Annotated in this window: 12 protein-coding genes; 4 read left to right on the top strand and 8 right to left on the bottom strand. The window is 59.8% G+C overall.

What is annotated here, in order from left to right:
* Window positions 1-36: 36 nt before the first annotated feature.
* Together gatA and gatC are read right to left on the bottom strand one after the other, a co-directional pair.
* Window positions 37-1,551, bottom strand: coding sequence for an Asp-tRNA(Asn)/Glu-tRNA(Gln) amidotransferase subunit GatA (gatA, locus tag HMPREF2547_RS05655; RefSeq protein ID WP_049172086.1), 1,515 nt, complete (start codon window positions 1,549-1,551; stop codon window positions 37-39).
* A 15-nt stretch (window positions 1,552-1,566) separates the two neighbouring features.
* Complete coding sequence (gene gatC / locus HMPREF2547_RS05660; RefSeq protein ID WP_005509328.1) at window positions 1,567-1,860, bottom strand: Asp-tRNA(Asn)/Glu-tRNA(Gln) amidotransferase subunit GatC; 294 nt, start codon at window positions 1,858-1,860, stop codon at window positions 1,567-1,569.
* A 227-nt stretch (window positions 1,861-2,087) separates the two neighbouring features.
* Here gatC and HMPREF2547_RS05665 point away from each other — a divergent pair, with 227 nt between their 5' ends.
* Both HMPREF2547_RS05665 and HMPREF2547_RS05670 read left to right on the top strand, forming a co-directional pair.
* Entirely contained in the window at window positions 2,088-2,753 is a 666-nt protein-coding gene (locus tag HMPREF2547_RS05665; RefSeq protein WP_048735304.1) for an ACT domain-containing protein, read from the top strand.
* 144 nt (window positions 2,754-2,897) lie between these two features.
* Window positions 2,898-5,264: a glycogen/starch/alpha-glucan phosphorylase gene (locus HMPREF2547_RS05670; RefSeq protein WP_069358818.1), complete on the top strand. Its 2,367-nt coding sequence runs from the start codon at window positions 2,898-2,900 to the stop codon at window positions 5,262-5,264.
* A 38-nt stretch (window positions 5,265-5,302) separates the two neighbouring features.
* Here HMPREF2547_RS05670 and ligA read toward each other — a convergent pair whose 3' ends face one another.
* On the bottom strand, window positions 5,303-7,423 hold the full coding sequence (gene ligA, locus HMPREF2547_RS05675; protein ID WP_101738712.1) for an NAD-dependent DNA ligase LigA: 2,121 nt from the start codon (window positions 7,421-7,423) through the stop codon (window positions 5,303-5,305).
* A 96-nt stretch (window positions 7,424-7,519) separates the two neighbouring features.
* Between ligA and HMPREF2547_RS05680 the strand changes: the two genes are divergently transcribed.
* Complete coding sequence (locus HMPREF2547_RS05680; RefSeq protein WP_069358819.1) at window positions 7,520-8,188, top strand: 3'-5' exonuclease; 669 nt, start codon at window positions 7,520-7,522, stop codon at window positions 8,186-8,188.
* A gap of 139 nt (window positions 8,189-8,327) precedes the next feature.
* On the top strand, window positions 8,328-9,488 hold the full coding sequence (locus HMPREF2547_RS05685; RefSeq protein WP_048735292.1) for an ATP-binding protein: 1,161 nt from the start codon (window positions 8,328-8,330) through the stop codon (window positions 9,486-9,488).
* Window positions 9,489-9,493: 5 nt separating this feature from the next.
* On the opposite strand, the gene HMPREF2547_RS05690 is transcribed toward HMPREF2547_RS05685, so the two are convergent.
* The 5 genes from HMPREF2547_RS05690 to HMPREF2547_RS05710 all read right to left on the bottom strand — a co-directional run bounded on the left by HMPREF2547_RS05690 (window position 9,494) and on the right by HMPREF2547_RS05710 (window position 14,935).
* Window positions 9,494-10,546 carry a uroporphyrinogen decarboxylase/cobalamine-independent methonine synthase family protein gene (locus tag HMPREF2547_RS05690; protein WP_048735289.1) on the bottom strand — a complete coding sequence of 351 codons (1,053 nt, stop codon included), beginning with the start codon at window positions 10,544-10,546 and terminating at the stop codon, window positions 9,494-9,496.
* Window positions 10,543-11,682 carry a tRNA 2-thiouridine(34) synthase MnmA gene (gene mnmA / locus HMPREF2547_RS05695; RefSeq protein WP_048735286.1) on the bottom strand — a complete coding sequence of 380 codons (1,140 nt, stop codon included), beginning with the start codon at window positions 11,680-11,682 and terminating at the stop codon, window positions 10,543-10,545. The genes HMPREF2547_RS05690 and mnmA overlap by 4 nt, the downstream gene beginning before the upstream one ends.
* 63 nt (window positions 11,683-11,745) lie before the next feature.
* Window positions 11,746-12,897: a cysteine desulfurase family protein gene (locus HMPREF2547_RS05700; protein WP_070605137.1), complete on the bottom strand. Its 1,152-nt coding sequence runs from the start codon at window positions 12,895-12,897 to the stop codon at window positions 11,746-11,748.
* Window positions 12,898-13,150: 253 nt separating this feature from the next.
* On the bottom strand, window positions 13,151-14,095 hold the full coding sequence (locus tag HMPREF2547_RS05705) for an electron transfer flavoprotein subunit alpha/FixB family protein (RefSeq protein ID WP_016422471.1): 945 nt from the start codon (window positions 14,093-14,095) through the stop codon (window positions 13,151-13,153).
* 54 nt (window positions 14,096-14,149) lie between these two features.
* On the bottom strand, window positions 14,150-14,935 hold the full coding sequence (locus HMPREF2547_RS05710; RefSeq protein ID WP_070605067.1) for an electron transfer flavoprotein subunit beta/FixA family protein: 786 nt from the start codon (window positions 14,933-14,935) through the stop codon (window positions 14,150-14,152).
* Window positions 14,936-15,230: the final 295 nt, after the last annotated feature.

Here is a 15,230-nt window from a genome sequence, read left to right on the forward strand (position 1 = left end):
GGTTGCAGAAAACCGACTAAGGCTTATTGAGCGTCTTTATGCAATCGAGCCGCGAACCTTTTCGTAGGCAGCGCCGACCTTGTACAGACGATCGTCACCGTGGCGCGGAGCCATAATCTGCAGGCCTACCGGCAGGCCGGTGTCTTCAGCCAGGCCCGACGGCACGGACATGCCACACATGCCGGCCAGGTTGAGCGGCAGAGTACACAGGTCGAACATGTACATGCTCAGCGGGTCGTCAACCTTCTCGCCCAACTTAAACGCAGTGGTCGGAGTGGTCGGCGAGATCAGGACATCTACCTGTTCGAAGGCCCGCTCGAAGTCCTGCTGAATCAGGGTACGGACGCGCTGTGCCTGGATGTAGTAGGCATCGTAGTAACCGACCGATAGCGCGTAGGTACCAATGATGATGCGTCGCTTAACCTCATCGCCGAAACCAGCGGCACGGGTCATAGCCATGACCTCATCGGCCGAGTGCGAACCGTCATCACCAACACGCTGGCCGTAACGCATGCCGTCGAAACGAGCCAGGTTGGAGCTGACCTCACACGGCAGAATCAGGTAGTACGCGCTCAGTGCGTGGTCGAAGTTCGGGCAATCGACCTCGACCACCTCTGCGCCAGCTTCCTTAAGCTTGTCGACGGCCTCGTGGAAGCTGTCCAGTACGCCGGCCTGGTAACCCTCGGTGCGGTCGAACTGCTTGACGATGCCGACCTTAACCCCCGTGAGGTCACCGGTAGCACCTTCCTTGGCAGCAGCAACCACATCGGCAATCGGCTGCTCCGTGGAAGTCGAGTCATTCTCGTCGTGACCAGCAATGATTTCGTGCAGCAGCGCGGTGTCCAGAACGGTTCGCGCGGTCGGCCCACCCTGATCCAACGAGGAGGCGCAAGCGACCAGGCCGTAGCGGGATACCGTGCCATAGGTCGGCTTCACGCCGACCGTTGCGGTCAGAGCTGCTGGCTGACGAATCGAGCCACCGGTGTCAGTACCGATAGCCAGCGGAGCCATACCGGAGGCCAGCGCCGCGGAAGAGCCACCACCGGAACCGCCTGCGGTGCGCTCAACATCCCACGGGTTGTGAGTCGGGCCGTAAGCGGAGTTTTCAGTCGACGAGCCCATGGCGAACTCATCCATGTTGGTCTTACCCAGAATTGGGATGCCAGCTGCACGCAGCTTGGCAGTAACCGTTGCGTCGTAAGGGCTCATGTAGCCCTCGAGCATCTTGGAAGCGCAGGTGGTCGGCGCATCGGTGGTAGTGAAGACATCCTTCAGCGCCAGCGGAACACCGGCCAGCGCGGAGGCCGGCTCCTCGCCAGCATCCAGCGACTCATCGACCTTGCGAGCTGCAGCCAGGGCCTCTTCGGCACCGACGTGCAGGAATGCGTGAATGTCCTCATCAATTGCCGCGATACGGTCGAGGAACGCCTGGGTGACCTCTACCGAGGTCAGCTCACGAGCGTGAATCTTCTGTGCGAGCTCAAAAGCGCTCAGCCCCAGAATCGGGTCCTCAGCAACAGCGGCATGCAGGTTCGGGTTAGCTGCAATCATTTCTTCCACGTACTCCTACTCGCCGAGAATCTGGGGAACTTCGAAGCGCTGGCGGTCCTGCGACGGCGCCTGGTCCAGCGCCTGCTCCGCAGTCAGCGTCGGCTTGACGACGTCCTCGCGCATCACACCGGACAGCGAAGAGGGGTGACTCATCGGTTCAACATCATCCGCAGCCACCTTTTGAACGGCCTGGACGTGGTTAATAATGCCGTCGATCTGACCGGCGAACTCGTCGAGTTCCGCGTCAGTCAGAGCCAGACGGGACAATCGCGCTAGGTGGGCGACCTCATCGCGTGAGATAGCTGGCACGCTAGTACCCCTTTCATTTCTTCGTACGAAGCTAGTGCACAGAAGTTTAGTTGAAACTGATTTTGAACCGCGCGAGCGGGCTGTACTTGCCAACAGTAGTCGTTGTCGCCAAGTAGTTGTCCGCAGGGTCTTACATTTCAAAGGTTTACCCTGTAGCCTAAATCACTACTTCTATAGTTACACCGCAAGCATCACTATCAATTATTCGAAAGGTTGTGCACACAGCCATGAGTTACCTCCTTCGCATCCAGCTTCCCGACGAACCAGGCGCACTTGGCTACGTCGCGGCTGCCCTGGGCGAAGTAGAAGGTGATATTCGCAGTGTCGATGTCGTAGATTACGGCGCTAATGGCGTTGTTGTCGACGACATCGTGGTTGACCTGCCCATGGGCCTGCTCCCAGACACACTGATTACGGCGGCTCAGTCCATTAGCGGAGTGGAAGTCGATTCAATTAGGCCTTTTTCCGGCTCGGTCGACCGCCGCGGACAGATTGCGCTGCTGGCCAAGTTCTCACAGCACACGAAGAATTTGGATCGTGCCCTCGGAGATGTCGTCGACGGCCTGCCTCAGACTATGACTGCCGGCTGGGCTATCGTCCTCGGCGAACAGAGCGATGGCCGGTGGGTACGTCGCGCTTCCTCTACCGCTGCTCCAGAGGATAACGGCCGGACTCTGCCGGAAGCCCCGATTGACTCGCCACGAAACCTGGATCCGGACGAAGAAACGTGGCTTCCGGAGGACTGGACGGTTATGGACTCCTCCATTGCCGCTACCCCAATGGGCAAGGGCCTCGTTCTCGTTATTGGCCGGCCCGGCGGGCCAGACTTCCTGCCAAGTGAGGTTGAGCACTTGGGACGTATTGGCACGATTGTCGGTGCGATTATCGACTAGCAGCGGCTAGTGGGCTGCTCCCTTCTGTGGGCTGCTCCCTTCTGCTCGAAGCTCTTACCCTATGGCTCCTCCCCTATGGAGCGCAGTGATTCACGCTTAGCGGTAAAGTCTGGAAATGATACCAGTCAATAAGGAGCTTCTTTGATGTCGAACTTGAGTGACCTCGTCGGATCCCACGTGCGTGCCGAATCCGGCCGTGTCCCCCAGTCGTCCACTGAGATGGAATTCTGGTCCGGTCTGTCACGGGTTGTTGTCGATGACCTAGCGGACAACTGGCAGCGCACCACGGAGGCATACGCTGCTACCCGCCAGCAGCACTACTTCTCCGCCGAGTTCCTCATGGGTCGCGCCCTGCTGAATAACCTGCTCAATGCAGGTCTGGTGGATGAGGCCTCTGCTGCCGTGAAAAAGTACGGCAAGAATCTGACAGACGTGCTCGAGGCTGAACACGACGCCGCTCTCGGTAACGGTGGCCTGGGTCGTCTGGCCGCCTGCTTCCTGGATTCCTGTGCCACGCAGAATCTGCCGGTGACCGGTTATGGCATCCTCTACCGCTACGGTCTGTTCAAGCAGACCTTCGAAGATGGCTTCCAGGATGAGCACCCGGACCCGTGGATGGAAGAGGGCTACCCCTTCGTCATTCGTCGCGAGGAACTGTCCAAGATTGTCACCTTTGATGACTTGGTGGTGCGCGCTGTTCCATATGACATGCCAATTACCGGCTACGGCACCGATAACGTCGGCACGCTGCGCCTGTGGCACTCGGAGCCGATGCGTGAGTTCGACTATGACGCCTTCAACTCGCAGCGCTTCACCGACGCCATTGTCGAACGGGAGCGCGTCCATGACCTGTGCCGCGTGCTCTACCCGAATGACTCGACCTATGACGGCAAGGTCCTGCGTGTCCGCCAGCAGTACTTCTTCGTCTCCGCTTCGCTGCAGACGATGATCGATTCTTACATCGAGAATCACGGCGAGGACCTGCGCGATTTCCACAAGTACAACTCCATTCAGCTCAATGACACCCACCCGGTGCTCGCTATCCCAGAGCTGATGCGTCTGCTCCTGGATGAGCACGATATGAGCTGGGACGACGCCTGGAACGTCGTGTCCAACACCTTCGCCTACACCAACCACACCGTTCTGGCAGAAGCGTTGGAGACCTGGGAATACTCCATTTTTGACCGTCTCTTCGGCCGCGTTCTGGAGATCACCCGCGAGATTGACCGCCGCTTCCGCGAAGACCTGGCGGAGCGCGGCTTCGACCAGGGCAAGATTGACTACATGGCGCCGATTTCTCACGGTCGCATCCACATGGCGTGGATCGCCTGCTACGCCGCGTACTCCATCAACGGTGTTGCTGCCCTGCACACGGAGATTATTAAGCGCGAAACGTTGAAGGACTGGCACGATATCTGGCCGGAGCGCTTCAACAACAAGACCAATGGCGTCACCCCGCGCCGCTGGCTCAACCAGTGCAACCCGCGCCTGTCGGCACTGCTGACTCGCCTGTCGGGTTCGGACGCCTGGGTCACTGACTTGGACAAGCTCGCTGAGCTCGAAAAGTTTGCTGACGACGAGGCCGTGTTGCGTGAGATTCTCGACATCAAGCACGAGAACAAGAAGGACTTCGCCACCTGGCTGGAGCACCGCCAGGGTATTTCGGTGAACCCGGACGCCATCTTCGATACCCAGATTAAGCGTCTGCACGAGTACAAGCGCCAGCTTCTCAACGCGCTCTACATCCTCGATCTCTACTACCGCATCAAGGAAGACCCAGCGCTGGACGTGCCACCGCGCGTGTTCATCTTCGGTGCCAAGGCCGCCCCAGGCTACGTTCGCGCGAAGGCCATCATTAAGTTCATCAACGCTATCGCGGACAAGGTCAATAACGATCCGGACATGGACGGTCGCCTGCAGGTCGCTTTCGTTGAGAATTACAACGTCACCCCGGCAGAGCACATCATCCCGGCCACCGACGTCTCCGAGCAGATTTCCACTGCCGGTAAGGAGGCTTCGGGTACCTCGAACATGAAGTTCATGATGAACGGCGCACTGACGCTGGGCACCATGGACGGCGCAAACGTCGAAATCGTCGACGCCGCCGGCGAAGAGAACGCCTACATCTTCGGTGCGCTGGAAGAGGAGCTGCCGGAGCTGCGTCGCACCTACAGCCCGCGTGGCACTTACGAAACGGTGCCGGGTCTCAAGCGCGCGGTCGATTCGCTTGTCGACGGCACTTTTGCTGACGGTGGCAGCGGAATGTTCCACGACCTGCACTTCTCGCTGCTGGAGTCCAACGGGTACGAGCCAGCCGATGTCTACTACGTCCTCGGCGACTTCGCTGACTACCGCGAGACCCGCGACCGCATGGCCGAGGACTACCGCGACGAGCTGGCGTGGGCCAAGAAGTGCTTCCTGAACATCATCCGTTCGGGCCGCTTCTCCTCCGACCGCACTATCCGCGATTACGCCAATGAGGTCTGGAAGCTGGAAGAGACCAAGATTTAGGCCCGGCTGGGTCAAATCCTGGCTGGGCCAAGCCCCAGCTAGGCCTGACCAGTTTCCAGCAATCGCTTGAACCCATCCTCGTCGAGGATGGGCAAGCCCAGCTCCTCGGCCTTTGTGGCCTTGGAACCGGCGTTTTCGCCAACCACCACGTAGTCGGTCTTCTTCGACACCGACCCTGCGGCCTTACCGCCACGGGAGATAACGGCTTCCTTCGCGCTGTCGCGAGTGAAGTCCTCCAAAGAGCCGGTGACTACCACGGTCAATCCCTCTAGCACCTGATCTGGACGATCGGCGACCTCATCGGCCATACGCACACCGGCAGCTTCCCAGCGCTCGACAACCTCGCGGTGCCAGTCCACCTCGAACCAGTCAGCCACGGAATCGCCGATGATCTCGCCAATGCCATCGATGGCCGAAATCTCCTCGCGGCTCGCAGCGCGCAGCGCCTCCATCGAGCCGAACTTCTGTGCCAAGGTCCGCGCCACTGTTGGACCCACATGACGAATGGACAGGCTGACCAATACGCGCCACAGCTCTTTATCCTTAGCTGCCTCGATGTTGGCCAACAGTTTCTTACCATTGGCGTTCAGGGTTTTCCGCGAAGCCGTAGTGTAGACCTCAGTGCCGAGCAAATCTTCCTCGGTGAGGTCGAAGAGGCGGGACTCGTCGGCAAGCACGCCGCGATGAATCAAATCGGCAGCGCCCCTCTCCCCCAGGTTTTCGATATCGAACCCGGAGCGGGAGGCGAGGAATTCAATTCGACGCCGCAGCTGACCTGGACAGTAGCGGGTATTGGGGCAACGCCAATCGGCATCGCTGTCCTTTGCCGGAGCCAAACGAGTACCGCACTCGGGGCAGAGAGTCGGGTAAATGTACTTTCGCTCGCTACCATCTCGGAGATCGGCTACGGGGCCGAGTACCTCTGGAATCACGTCACCGGCCTTGCGGATGGTCACACGGTCCCCGATGAGCACACCCTTTCGGTGCACCTCGGAAGGGTTGTGTAGCGTCGCCATCTCGACAGTTGACCCGGCCACGAAGACCGGCTTCATCACGGCATATGGCGTCGCACGACCAGTTCGGCCGATGGAGACTCGAATGTCCAGCAGGTCCGTGGTGACCTCTTCTGGCGGATACTTGTAGGCAATCGCCCAGCGCGGCGCCCGCGAGGTCGCGCCCAACGCGCGCTGCTCGGAAAGGGAGTCAACCTTGACCACAAGCCCGTCCATCTCGTGGATGGCGTCGTGGCGGTGCTCGCCCCAGTACTGCATCTGCTTAACGACGTCATCCGCGGAATGAACCTGCTTTGTATACGGCGACACGTGGAAACCCCACTCGTCCAAGGCACGATATGCCTCGTGCTGGGACTGTGGACGCCAGCCCTCGATATGACCAATTCCATGGCAAATCATGGACAACCGGCGCTTGGCCACTTCTGCAACATCCTTCTGTCGCAGGGAACCGGCGGCGGCGTTACGGGGGTTGGCAAACGGCTTCTGACCCGCTTCGACGCGATCGGCGTTGATGCGTTCGAACTCTTCCAACGAGATAAAGACTTCACCACGCACCTCGAGCACGTCGGGGATGTTCTCGCCGCTGATTTCATGCGGAATATCTTCGATAGTGCGCGCATTGGCGGTGACGTTCTCCCCCACGCGGCCGTCTCCGCGGGTGGCCGCCCGGACAAGGCGGCCATTCTCATAGACCAGATCGATAGACAGGCCATCGATTTTCAGCTCGGTCAGATACGTGCTGGCCGGGGTGCGGGCCAGCCAGCCGCGCAACTCCTGCTCATCGAAAACATTGTCCAAGCTGTAAAGGCGTTCGAGGTGCTCAACAGGCTCGAACACTTCCCCGTCGGCAGGCGTGTCGACCTGCGCACCGACCTGCTGCGTGGGGCTGTCCGGCACCACCAGATCGGGCCACTGCTCCTCTAACCGCTGCAGTTGACGGAACATCTCGTCGTATTCAGCATCGGAGATAACCGGCTGCGCGGTGTAGTACAGCGCAGCGTTTTCACGAATGCGAGTTGCTAGATCTTGCCACTTCTCCCGGACGTCCGCCGGCGCTGGCTCGGAGGCGGGGGCGCTGGAAAACGAAGACAAATCGGAGGTTGACAGGTCGGAGTTCTCATCGGTCGAGGAAGTCACGTCGCTCATTCTATGTCATTGCCCGGATGCGCCGGAGGACACGGAAATTCTCTTGACCTTGTTCCTGCCCCTCAGCGAATCCGCACTCTCCGCTACAGTTGAGACATGCATAATTTCGATCCGCGACGCATGCTCGCGTTTGATCTGGAGACTACCGGCACGGATCCTCGCACCTGCAAGATTGTCACTTCCGCACTGGTCCGACTGACTGAGCAGGGCAAAGATTCCACCATCATGCTCGCTAATCCCGGTGTCGAAATTCCACAAGCTGCGTCTGATGTGCATGGCATCACCACTGAAAAAGCTCGCGCGGAGGGGCGCCCGCACGATGAAGTGCTAGCGGATACCATTGCCGGCCTTCGAGCTGCCTGGCGCGATGGTCTGACCGTAGTGGCCTATAACGCGGCTTATGATCTGACGGTACTGCGCTCGCAGGATCCCAGTTTTACTGTTGACGGCCTCGTCGTCGACCCCTTTGTGCTGGATAATTACGTCGACCCAGAACGTCGTGAAAAACGCACTTTGACTGATGTCTCCCGCCATTATCAGGTGCGCCTGGACGGGGCACATGATGCCACCGAAGATGCTCTGGCGGCTGCGCGCATCGCATGGGTGATGGCGCGCCACTACCGGGAGCTAACCGAAAAATCAGGGGAAGAGCTGATGGAGCTGCAGGCCGTCGCGTACTACCAGTACAAGAAGAACCTGCAGCAGTACCTGACCGAAAAGGGTAAGGATACGTCGGACTTCACCTTCGGGTGGCCGATGGACTGAGCAGCGACCCCTTCACCCTCCCCGGCTCTCCCAATATCCAGAGTTTTGTGATTATCCAACGGAAACCGAATATCCAAATTTCGGCGGGATATCCAAGTTATCCAAGTCGATGTGGATTATCCATTGCTATTATTGATGCGTGACCACTCGCAGCGACAAGGCCATCTCCATCCCACGCAATCCTTTCCACCCCACATTCGGCCGATCCCCGGCCATCATCGGTGGGCGCGATGTCGAGCTGGACTCGTTTGAGCTGGCTCTGGCGGAAGGCCCCGGTAATCCCTGGCGAACCGCGCTAATTTCCGGTACCCGCGGAATCGGCAAGACGGTACTTCTCAACGAGTTTGAAGCCGCAGCAAAGCAACTGGGATGGATTGTGCTGCGTGCTCACATCGGCTCTGAAATGATTTCTGAGCTCACCGATGTCACCATTCCGCGCGCTTTCAGTGCCATTGACAGTGCACCGACGGGCAAGGGCCGTCACCTCACCGGCCTGTCCATCGCCGGCATTGGCGGGTTTAAGACGGAAGTCAGCACTTCTCAGCCCGAGCCCGGCAGGAATCTGCTCAGCCAACTTCAGGATCTCTCGGCTCTCCTCATGCCACAGGGATCCGGCATCTTGCTCACTCTCGACGAGGTGCAAAGTGCAGAACCCGCACAGCTCAACGAAATTGCCCATGCAATCCAGGACCTAAATCGCGACGATGCGGAGATTGCCTTTGTCGCAGCCGGGCTGCCCAGCGGTATCGAAGACTTGCTCCAGCTAGAGGGCGCAACATTCTTACGCCGTGCCGAACGCGTGTCTCTGGGCCGATTGGACGTGGAGACCACCAAGGACATCATTCGCAGAACTGCAGAACTCGGCGAACGCGCGATGACCGAGGATGCCGTCGAGCTGGCCGCTGAACTCAGCCACGGCTACCCGTATCTCATACAGACCATTGGCTCAGTCGCTTGGGCGAAGGCCAGGTTGGCCCACTCGGACACCATTACCGCTCAGCATGTCTCGGATGCCGCAGCGGAATCCATCCGCCGCATCGGGCTGCAAGTTCATGCGCCCAGCCTGCGGAAAGTGTCACCTCGCCAGATTGATTTTCTCAAAGCGATGGCGCGCCTCTCCCCCAATGGAAAGCCCGTGGCCACGAGCGTCATCGCAGAGACCATGGGACGCAAACTCTCTGGCATCTCACAGCTTCGCCATGACCTGATTTACCGTGAGCTGATTGTGTCAGCGTCGACGGGATACGTGGAATTCACACTTCCCTACTTCGCGGACTACCTCAATACGCTGGTGGAATAAGGTCGCTATTCGTCGCGAGCCAAGTCACCGGCTGCCCGACGAAGAAGCTCCGTGGCATTGCGGCCTGCGCCGAGTTGCGCCTGTGCTTCTTCATTGGAGCTGGCAGCAAAGCCGCCCATCGGCGCCAGATTCAGGCTCTCAGCAATCTGTAGGCGCGAATAGCCCAGCTCATCCCAGAACAGCGCTGCTTGCTCAGCGAGTGCTCGAGCCGGTGTCGCCACCGGGACGCCCGTGTGCTCTTCTCGCTCCGTGACCGTCACTGGCACAATACCCAGCTCCAGGGACATATCGGCACCGACCACGGCAGCCGCAAAATCCAGTTGCTGCGTGGTGGTCAGTTCTTTGCGAGGTAGCCACACTCCGGCCGCACCGGAATCCGCCAAGGCCTGAACAGCCAGGCCATCGGGGCTCGACAGCGCGATGGTCACTTCGATTTCGTCGTCACGCAGCGGCCCTGTGACTTCGAGGAAGATCTCCGCGATCTCGCGGTGCCCCTGGGCGGGGAGATAACCCGCGTTGCCCATCAGCATGGACGGGGCCTTGATTTTGCCCTGTACGACTGCGCCGAGTGCGGGTTCTGCCAGAAGTACTTCGATGTCGCTGTCGAAACGCCGACGGACATCGGCGATGTGGGAAGCCAATCCCGCGGCCAACGACTGCGCGAAGTACTTCACGGCGCCGCGGTCAACGGCGATGAGATGGCCTGCGGCATTTTCCACCGAAGTCGCCATCGTCCATGGGCCGAGAGCGGTCAGGCGAATTTTCTGCGGGGTGCGTCCCCACGCTTCCTCGCACGCGTCGATGTCTCGGTGGAGATAATCAGTGGCCAAGGCACTCGCGCGACCACGACGGTCGGCGACTTTCCAGGAGCGCGCTCCCCTGTCGACGACGAGGTCAGCCATGAGGGCGGCCGTGCGACCGACGGCATCGGCGCCGAACCCACGGGCGGGCAACGTCGGTAGCGTGAGGTGACCTTCCAGGCATTCGCCAATGACAATCTCTGCCGCCTCGTGTGGATTGCGGCCCGGCATCGGGCCAAGGCCGACGAAGGAGGTCACGACAAGTCCTCTTCACGGGCGGTCGAGACAATCGTGCCGGAGCCCAGCACGTAGTCGCCCGCAGTGTCAGTGTGGTACAAAACAGCGGCCTGACCAGGCGCGACACCACGAAGCGGATCGCTCAGGTGCAGCCGGAAGGCGCCACCGCGTCCGGTGACGTCATCGTCAGGTCCTGCCAGCACTTCAATGCGGCAGTCGATGGGGCGACCGTGCGCACGCACCTGCACCTGCAGCTTGCCGGCCTCCGAGGCAGCGAGTACCTCATCCGGGTTGGCCAGCCAGATGGCACGGTCGGCCTCGAGCACGTTGACATTCAAGTCCGCAGCCGTGCCGATTGTCACCGTGCCGGTCTCTGCATCAATGCCGGTGACATAGCGCGGCTTGCCATCCGGCATCGGCCCCGCCAGGCCAATCCCCTTGCGCTGACCAATGGTGAAACCGTAGACACCGTCGTGCTCAGCGACGGTGTCGCCAGTTTCCTTATCCACAATGGTGCCCGGGCGACGGCCAATCTTCGCGCCCAGGAACGCCTTGGTATTGCCATCCGGGATGAAGCAGATGTCGTAAGAGTCCGGCTTGTTGGCAGTGCCTAGTCCCATCCCGCGGGCTTCTTCACGAATCTCTGGCTTCTCGGTGTTTCCTACCGGGAACATCGAGCGCTGCAGCTGCTCGCGATCCAGCACGCCCAGGACATAGGACTGGTCCTTCTTCGCATCGCGGCCGCGGCGCAACAGGCCGTCGTCGCCAAGCAAAGCGTAGTGCCCCGTGACCACAGCGTCGAAGCCGAGCGCGATGCCGCGCTCTAGTAGAGCGGCGAACTTGATGCGTTCATTGCAGCGCAGGCATGGGTTCGGCGTCTCGCCGCGCTCGTAGGAGTCGTAGAAGTCATCCATGACCTCTTCCTTGAAGCGCTCGGAGAAATCCCAGACGTAGAAAGGAATGCCCAGCTCATCGCAGACGCGGCGGGCATCGCCGGAGTCCTCTAGCGAACAGCAGCCGCGGGATCCAGCGCGAACGGACTGCGGATCTTTCGACAGCGCCAAGTGCACGCCGACGACCTCGTGACCTGCGGCCAATGCACGCGCCGCAGCCACGGAAGAATCCACACCACCGCTCATTGCTGCAAGAACTCGCATTGCGTTGCAACCTTTCCCCTCTAGATTTTGTGCACGTGTCACCGTACCACCACGGGGCAAAAACTAAGCCATGCCCGCACGCCGCGCCCGCTCGACCGTTTCCGGCAGCGCCGAAATGACGGCGTCGACATCCGCCTGCGTCGAGGTGTACCCCAGCGTAAAACGAATCGACGACCGCGCTTCCGGCTCCGAAACGCCCATCGCCATCAGCACGTGCGAGGGACGGTTAACGCCCGCGCTACATGCCGATCCCGTAGAGCAGTCAATTCCCGCCGCATCGAACAGCATGATCAAACTATCGGCCTCCGCGCCCGGGAAGCTAGCGTAGACGTGCCCCGGCAAAGCGAGCTCGCTGGTGTGGATAATCGCACCGTCGATGTGCACGATTGCCCTGATGAGCTGCTGCGTCAGACCGCGGATTCGTTCATTGTCCGTCGCCATCGCGTCCACCGCCGCGCGCAGTCCTGCCGCCATGCCCGCCGCCGACGCCACGTCCTGCGTGCCCGAACGCAGTCCGCGTTCCTGCCCGCCGCCGTTGTTATGCGGGGTAAGTTTCGCTTCACGACGAACAAGCAGCGCCCCAATCCCACGGGGACCGCCGAACTTGTGCGCGGAGATGGCCATTGTAGTGGCGCCACTTGCGTGGAAATCAATTGGCAGATGTCCGGCTGCCTGCACAGCATCGATATGGAAAGGCACGCGAGCCTCCTTCGCCCGCTTGGCAATCTCCTCCACCGGCTGGATAGTGCCGGTCTCATTGTTCGCCCACATGCACGTCACCAGCGCGGTGTTCTGCCGACTCATCGCCGGGAACTGCACCATGTCAACGCGACCATCAGCACCTACAGGAGCCTCAACAATCTTGGCCCAGTGTTCCTTTTCCAGATGGTGGCATGTCTTCAACACTGCATCGTGCTCGATTGGTGGAACCACAATGTCCGAGCCAGAGGCCTTGAAGTACAGGCCTGAAATCGCTAGATTGTCGGCCTCAGTTCCACCGGAAGTAAAAACTACCTCGATGGGATCGGCACCGAGCAGCTCTGCAATTTCCTCTCGGGACTCTTCCAGAACCTTTTTCGCAATGCGTGCGGTGGCGTACTGCCCCGAGGGGTTGGCCAGACCTAGGTTCTCGACCATTGCCGTGCGCGCTTCTGGGCGCAATGGCGTAGTCGCGGCATGATCCACAAAGTGACGGGTCTTCGCAGCAGACTTCATTTCACTCTTCTCGTCCGGAGCGGCAACGATGTGGTCATTAAGCATGCAGGCAGTATAACGCTGCGTGCGGCTTATGCTCACTATCCGCCATAGTTAAACCTCACTGTCTGCACGAACAGATGAGTAGGACCAAAAAAATGCTCGGAGCGGGAACAGACAGGAAATCTGTGCCCACCCCGAGCGGGTAGTTGCTAGCCGAGTTGACTCTCGGCCAGCAGCCTTACGCAACTAGCAGCCTTAAGGCAAGTGCGTATTACTTCAGGTTCTCGATAGCCTGCGGGACAACGTCGAACAGGTCACCGACGACACCGAAGTCAGCAATCTCGAACAGCGGAGCCTCTTCGTCCTTGTTGACCACAACGATGGTCTTGGAGGTCTGCATACCTGCCTTGTGCTGGATAGCACCGGAAATACCCAGAGCAACGTAGAGGTCCGGGGAAACGGTCTTACCGGTCTGGCCAACCTGGAACTGACCCGGGTAGTAGCCAGCGTCAACAGCAGCACGGGAAGCACCAACAGCTGCGCCGAGAACGTCTGCCAGCGGCTCAACAACGTTCTTGAAGCCATCCTCGGATGCGACACCGCGGCCACCGGAAACAACCAGCTTAGCCTCGGTCAGCTCCGGACGGTCGCCGCCCTCAGCCGGCGCAAAGGAAACGATCTCGACAGCGTTGTTGCCGATCTCTGGGAATGCAATCTCGGTAACGTCAGCGGAACCGGACTTCTCCTCCGGGTCAACGGAGCCCGGACGCAGAGCGTAGACCGGGGATGCGCCGTAGCCGACACCGTCAACGATGTACTCGCCACCGAAGATGGAGTACTTAACGGAAGCGTCATCGTTGATAGCAACAACGTCGGACAGCAGACCGGAACCGGTCAGCGCAGCGACGCGGCCAGCGATTTCCTTGCCGGTTGCGGAAGCGGAAACCAGCACCGGAACCTCACGCTCGGAGGCCAGGCCGACGAGAACGTCAACCTCAGGGGTGATCAGGTACTTGTCGGCATCGTCGGACTCAGCAGCGAGAATCTCGCCAGCGCCGTAGGAGGCCAGGGTGTCTGCGAAGCCAGCAGCGGTACCCGGGGTACCCACGACAACTGCGGCCGGGGTGCCGAATGCGGAAGCAGCGGTCAGCAGTTCAGCGGTGGTGTTCTTCAGCTCGCCATTTGCGTGCTCGACGAGAACGAGGACGTCGGTCATAGTGATCTTTCTCCTACTTGTATCTCTATTTGTCTTCTATTCGCGTCAAGCGCCTTAGATGAACTTCTGGGCCTTGAGGTACTCGGCCAGCTTGGCGCCGCCGTCTCCCTCATCGTTAATGCGCTCACCAGCGGTCTTAGCCGGCTTCGGAGTGGAGCCAGTGACACCGGTAGCAGCGTTTTCGAGACCAACCTGCTCTGCCTCAGCAGCAACATCGTCCAGGGTCAGCTCGGTGACCGGCTTCTTCTTAGCGGCCATGATGCCCTTGAAGGATGCGAAGCGCGGGCTGTTTGCCTTCTCAGTGACGGAGACGACTGCCGGCAGGGATGCCTTGAGCTGGTAGATGCCGTCTTCAACCTCGCGCTCACCGGTGATGGAGTCACCGTCGATAGCGACGGAACGCAGGTGAGTCAGAACCGGGAGGTCGCGGTAAACACCGAGGACAGCCGGGACGGAGCCGGTACCACCGTCAGTGGAGGCATTGCCGGTGACGATGAGGTCAACATCCTCGAGAGTGTCGATGACGTTGGACAGAGCCCATGCGGTCTGAACAGCGTCGGAACCTTCAAGTGCGTCGTCCGAAAGAATGACGGCGTCGTCTGCCCCCATGGACAGAGCCTTGCGCAGTGCCTCGATGGCACGATCCGGGCCAACAGTTGCGACGGTAACGTTTCCGCCGTGCTCTTCCTTCAGCTGCAGGGCAGCCTCAACAGCGTTCTCATTAATTTCGTCGAGAACTGCGTCTGCAGACTCACGATCGAGGACAAACTTGTCATCGGTGAGCTTACGCTCGGACCAGGTGTCCGGAACCTGCTTGACCAGAACCACGATGTTCGGCATTTTTCTGTCGTCCTTACTGGTTGATTACTGGTGAACGTTTATCTGACCTTACTTCGCAAGCCGCCTCACAATAAAGTGAACCAGGCCACGCTCTAGGTCGTCTGTGTTGAAGATAACAGAACCTGTCGCCAATGCGAAGGTGATCCAGATAACAATGTCGTTATTTTTTTAAATTTTTTTCTACACCACGAGCACAGCCCGCCCGCCAACATGCTATTTCCGCATGTCAGACGTTAATAGTACGCAATCAACTGCAGCTGTCTCCGCAGTATTCGCCAACAGCAAACACCGATCC

The organism is Corynebacterium sp. HMSC055G02 (assembly GCF_001809065.1).
Classification (GTDB): Bacteria; Actinomycetota; Actinomycetes; order Mycobacteriales; family Mycobacteriaceae; genus Corynebacterium; species Corynebacterium jeikeium_D.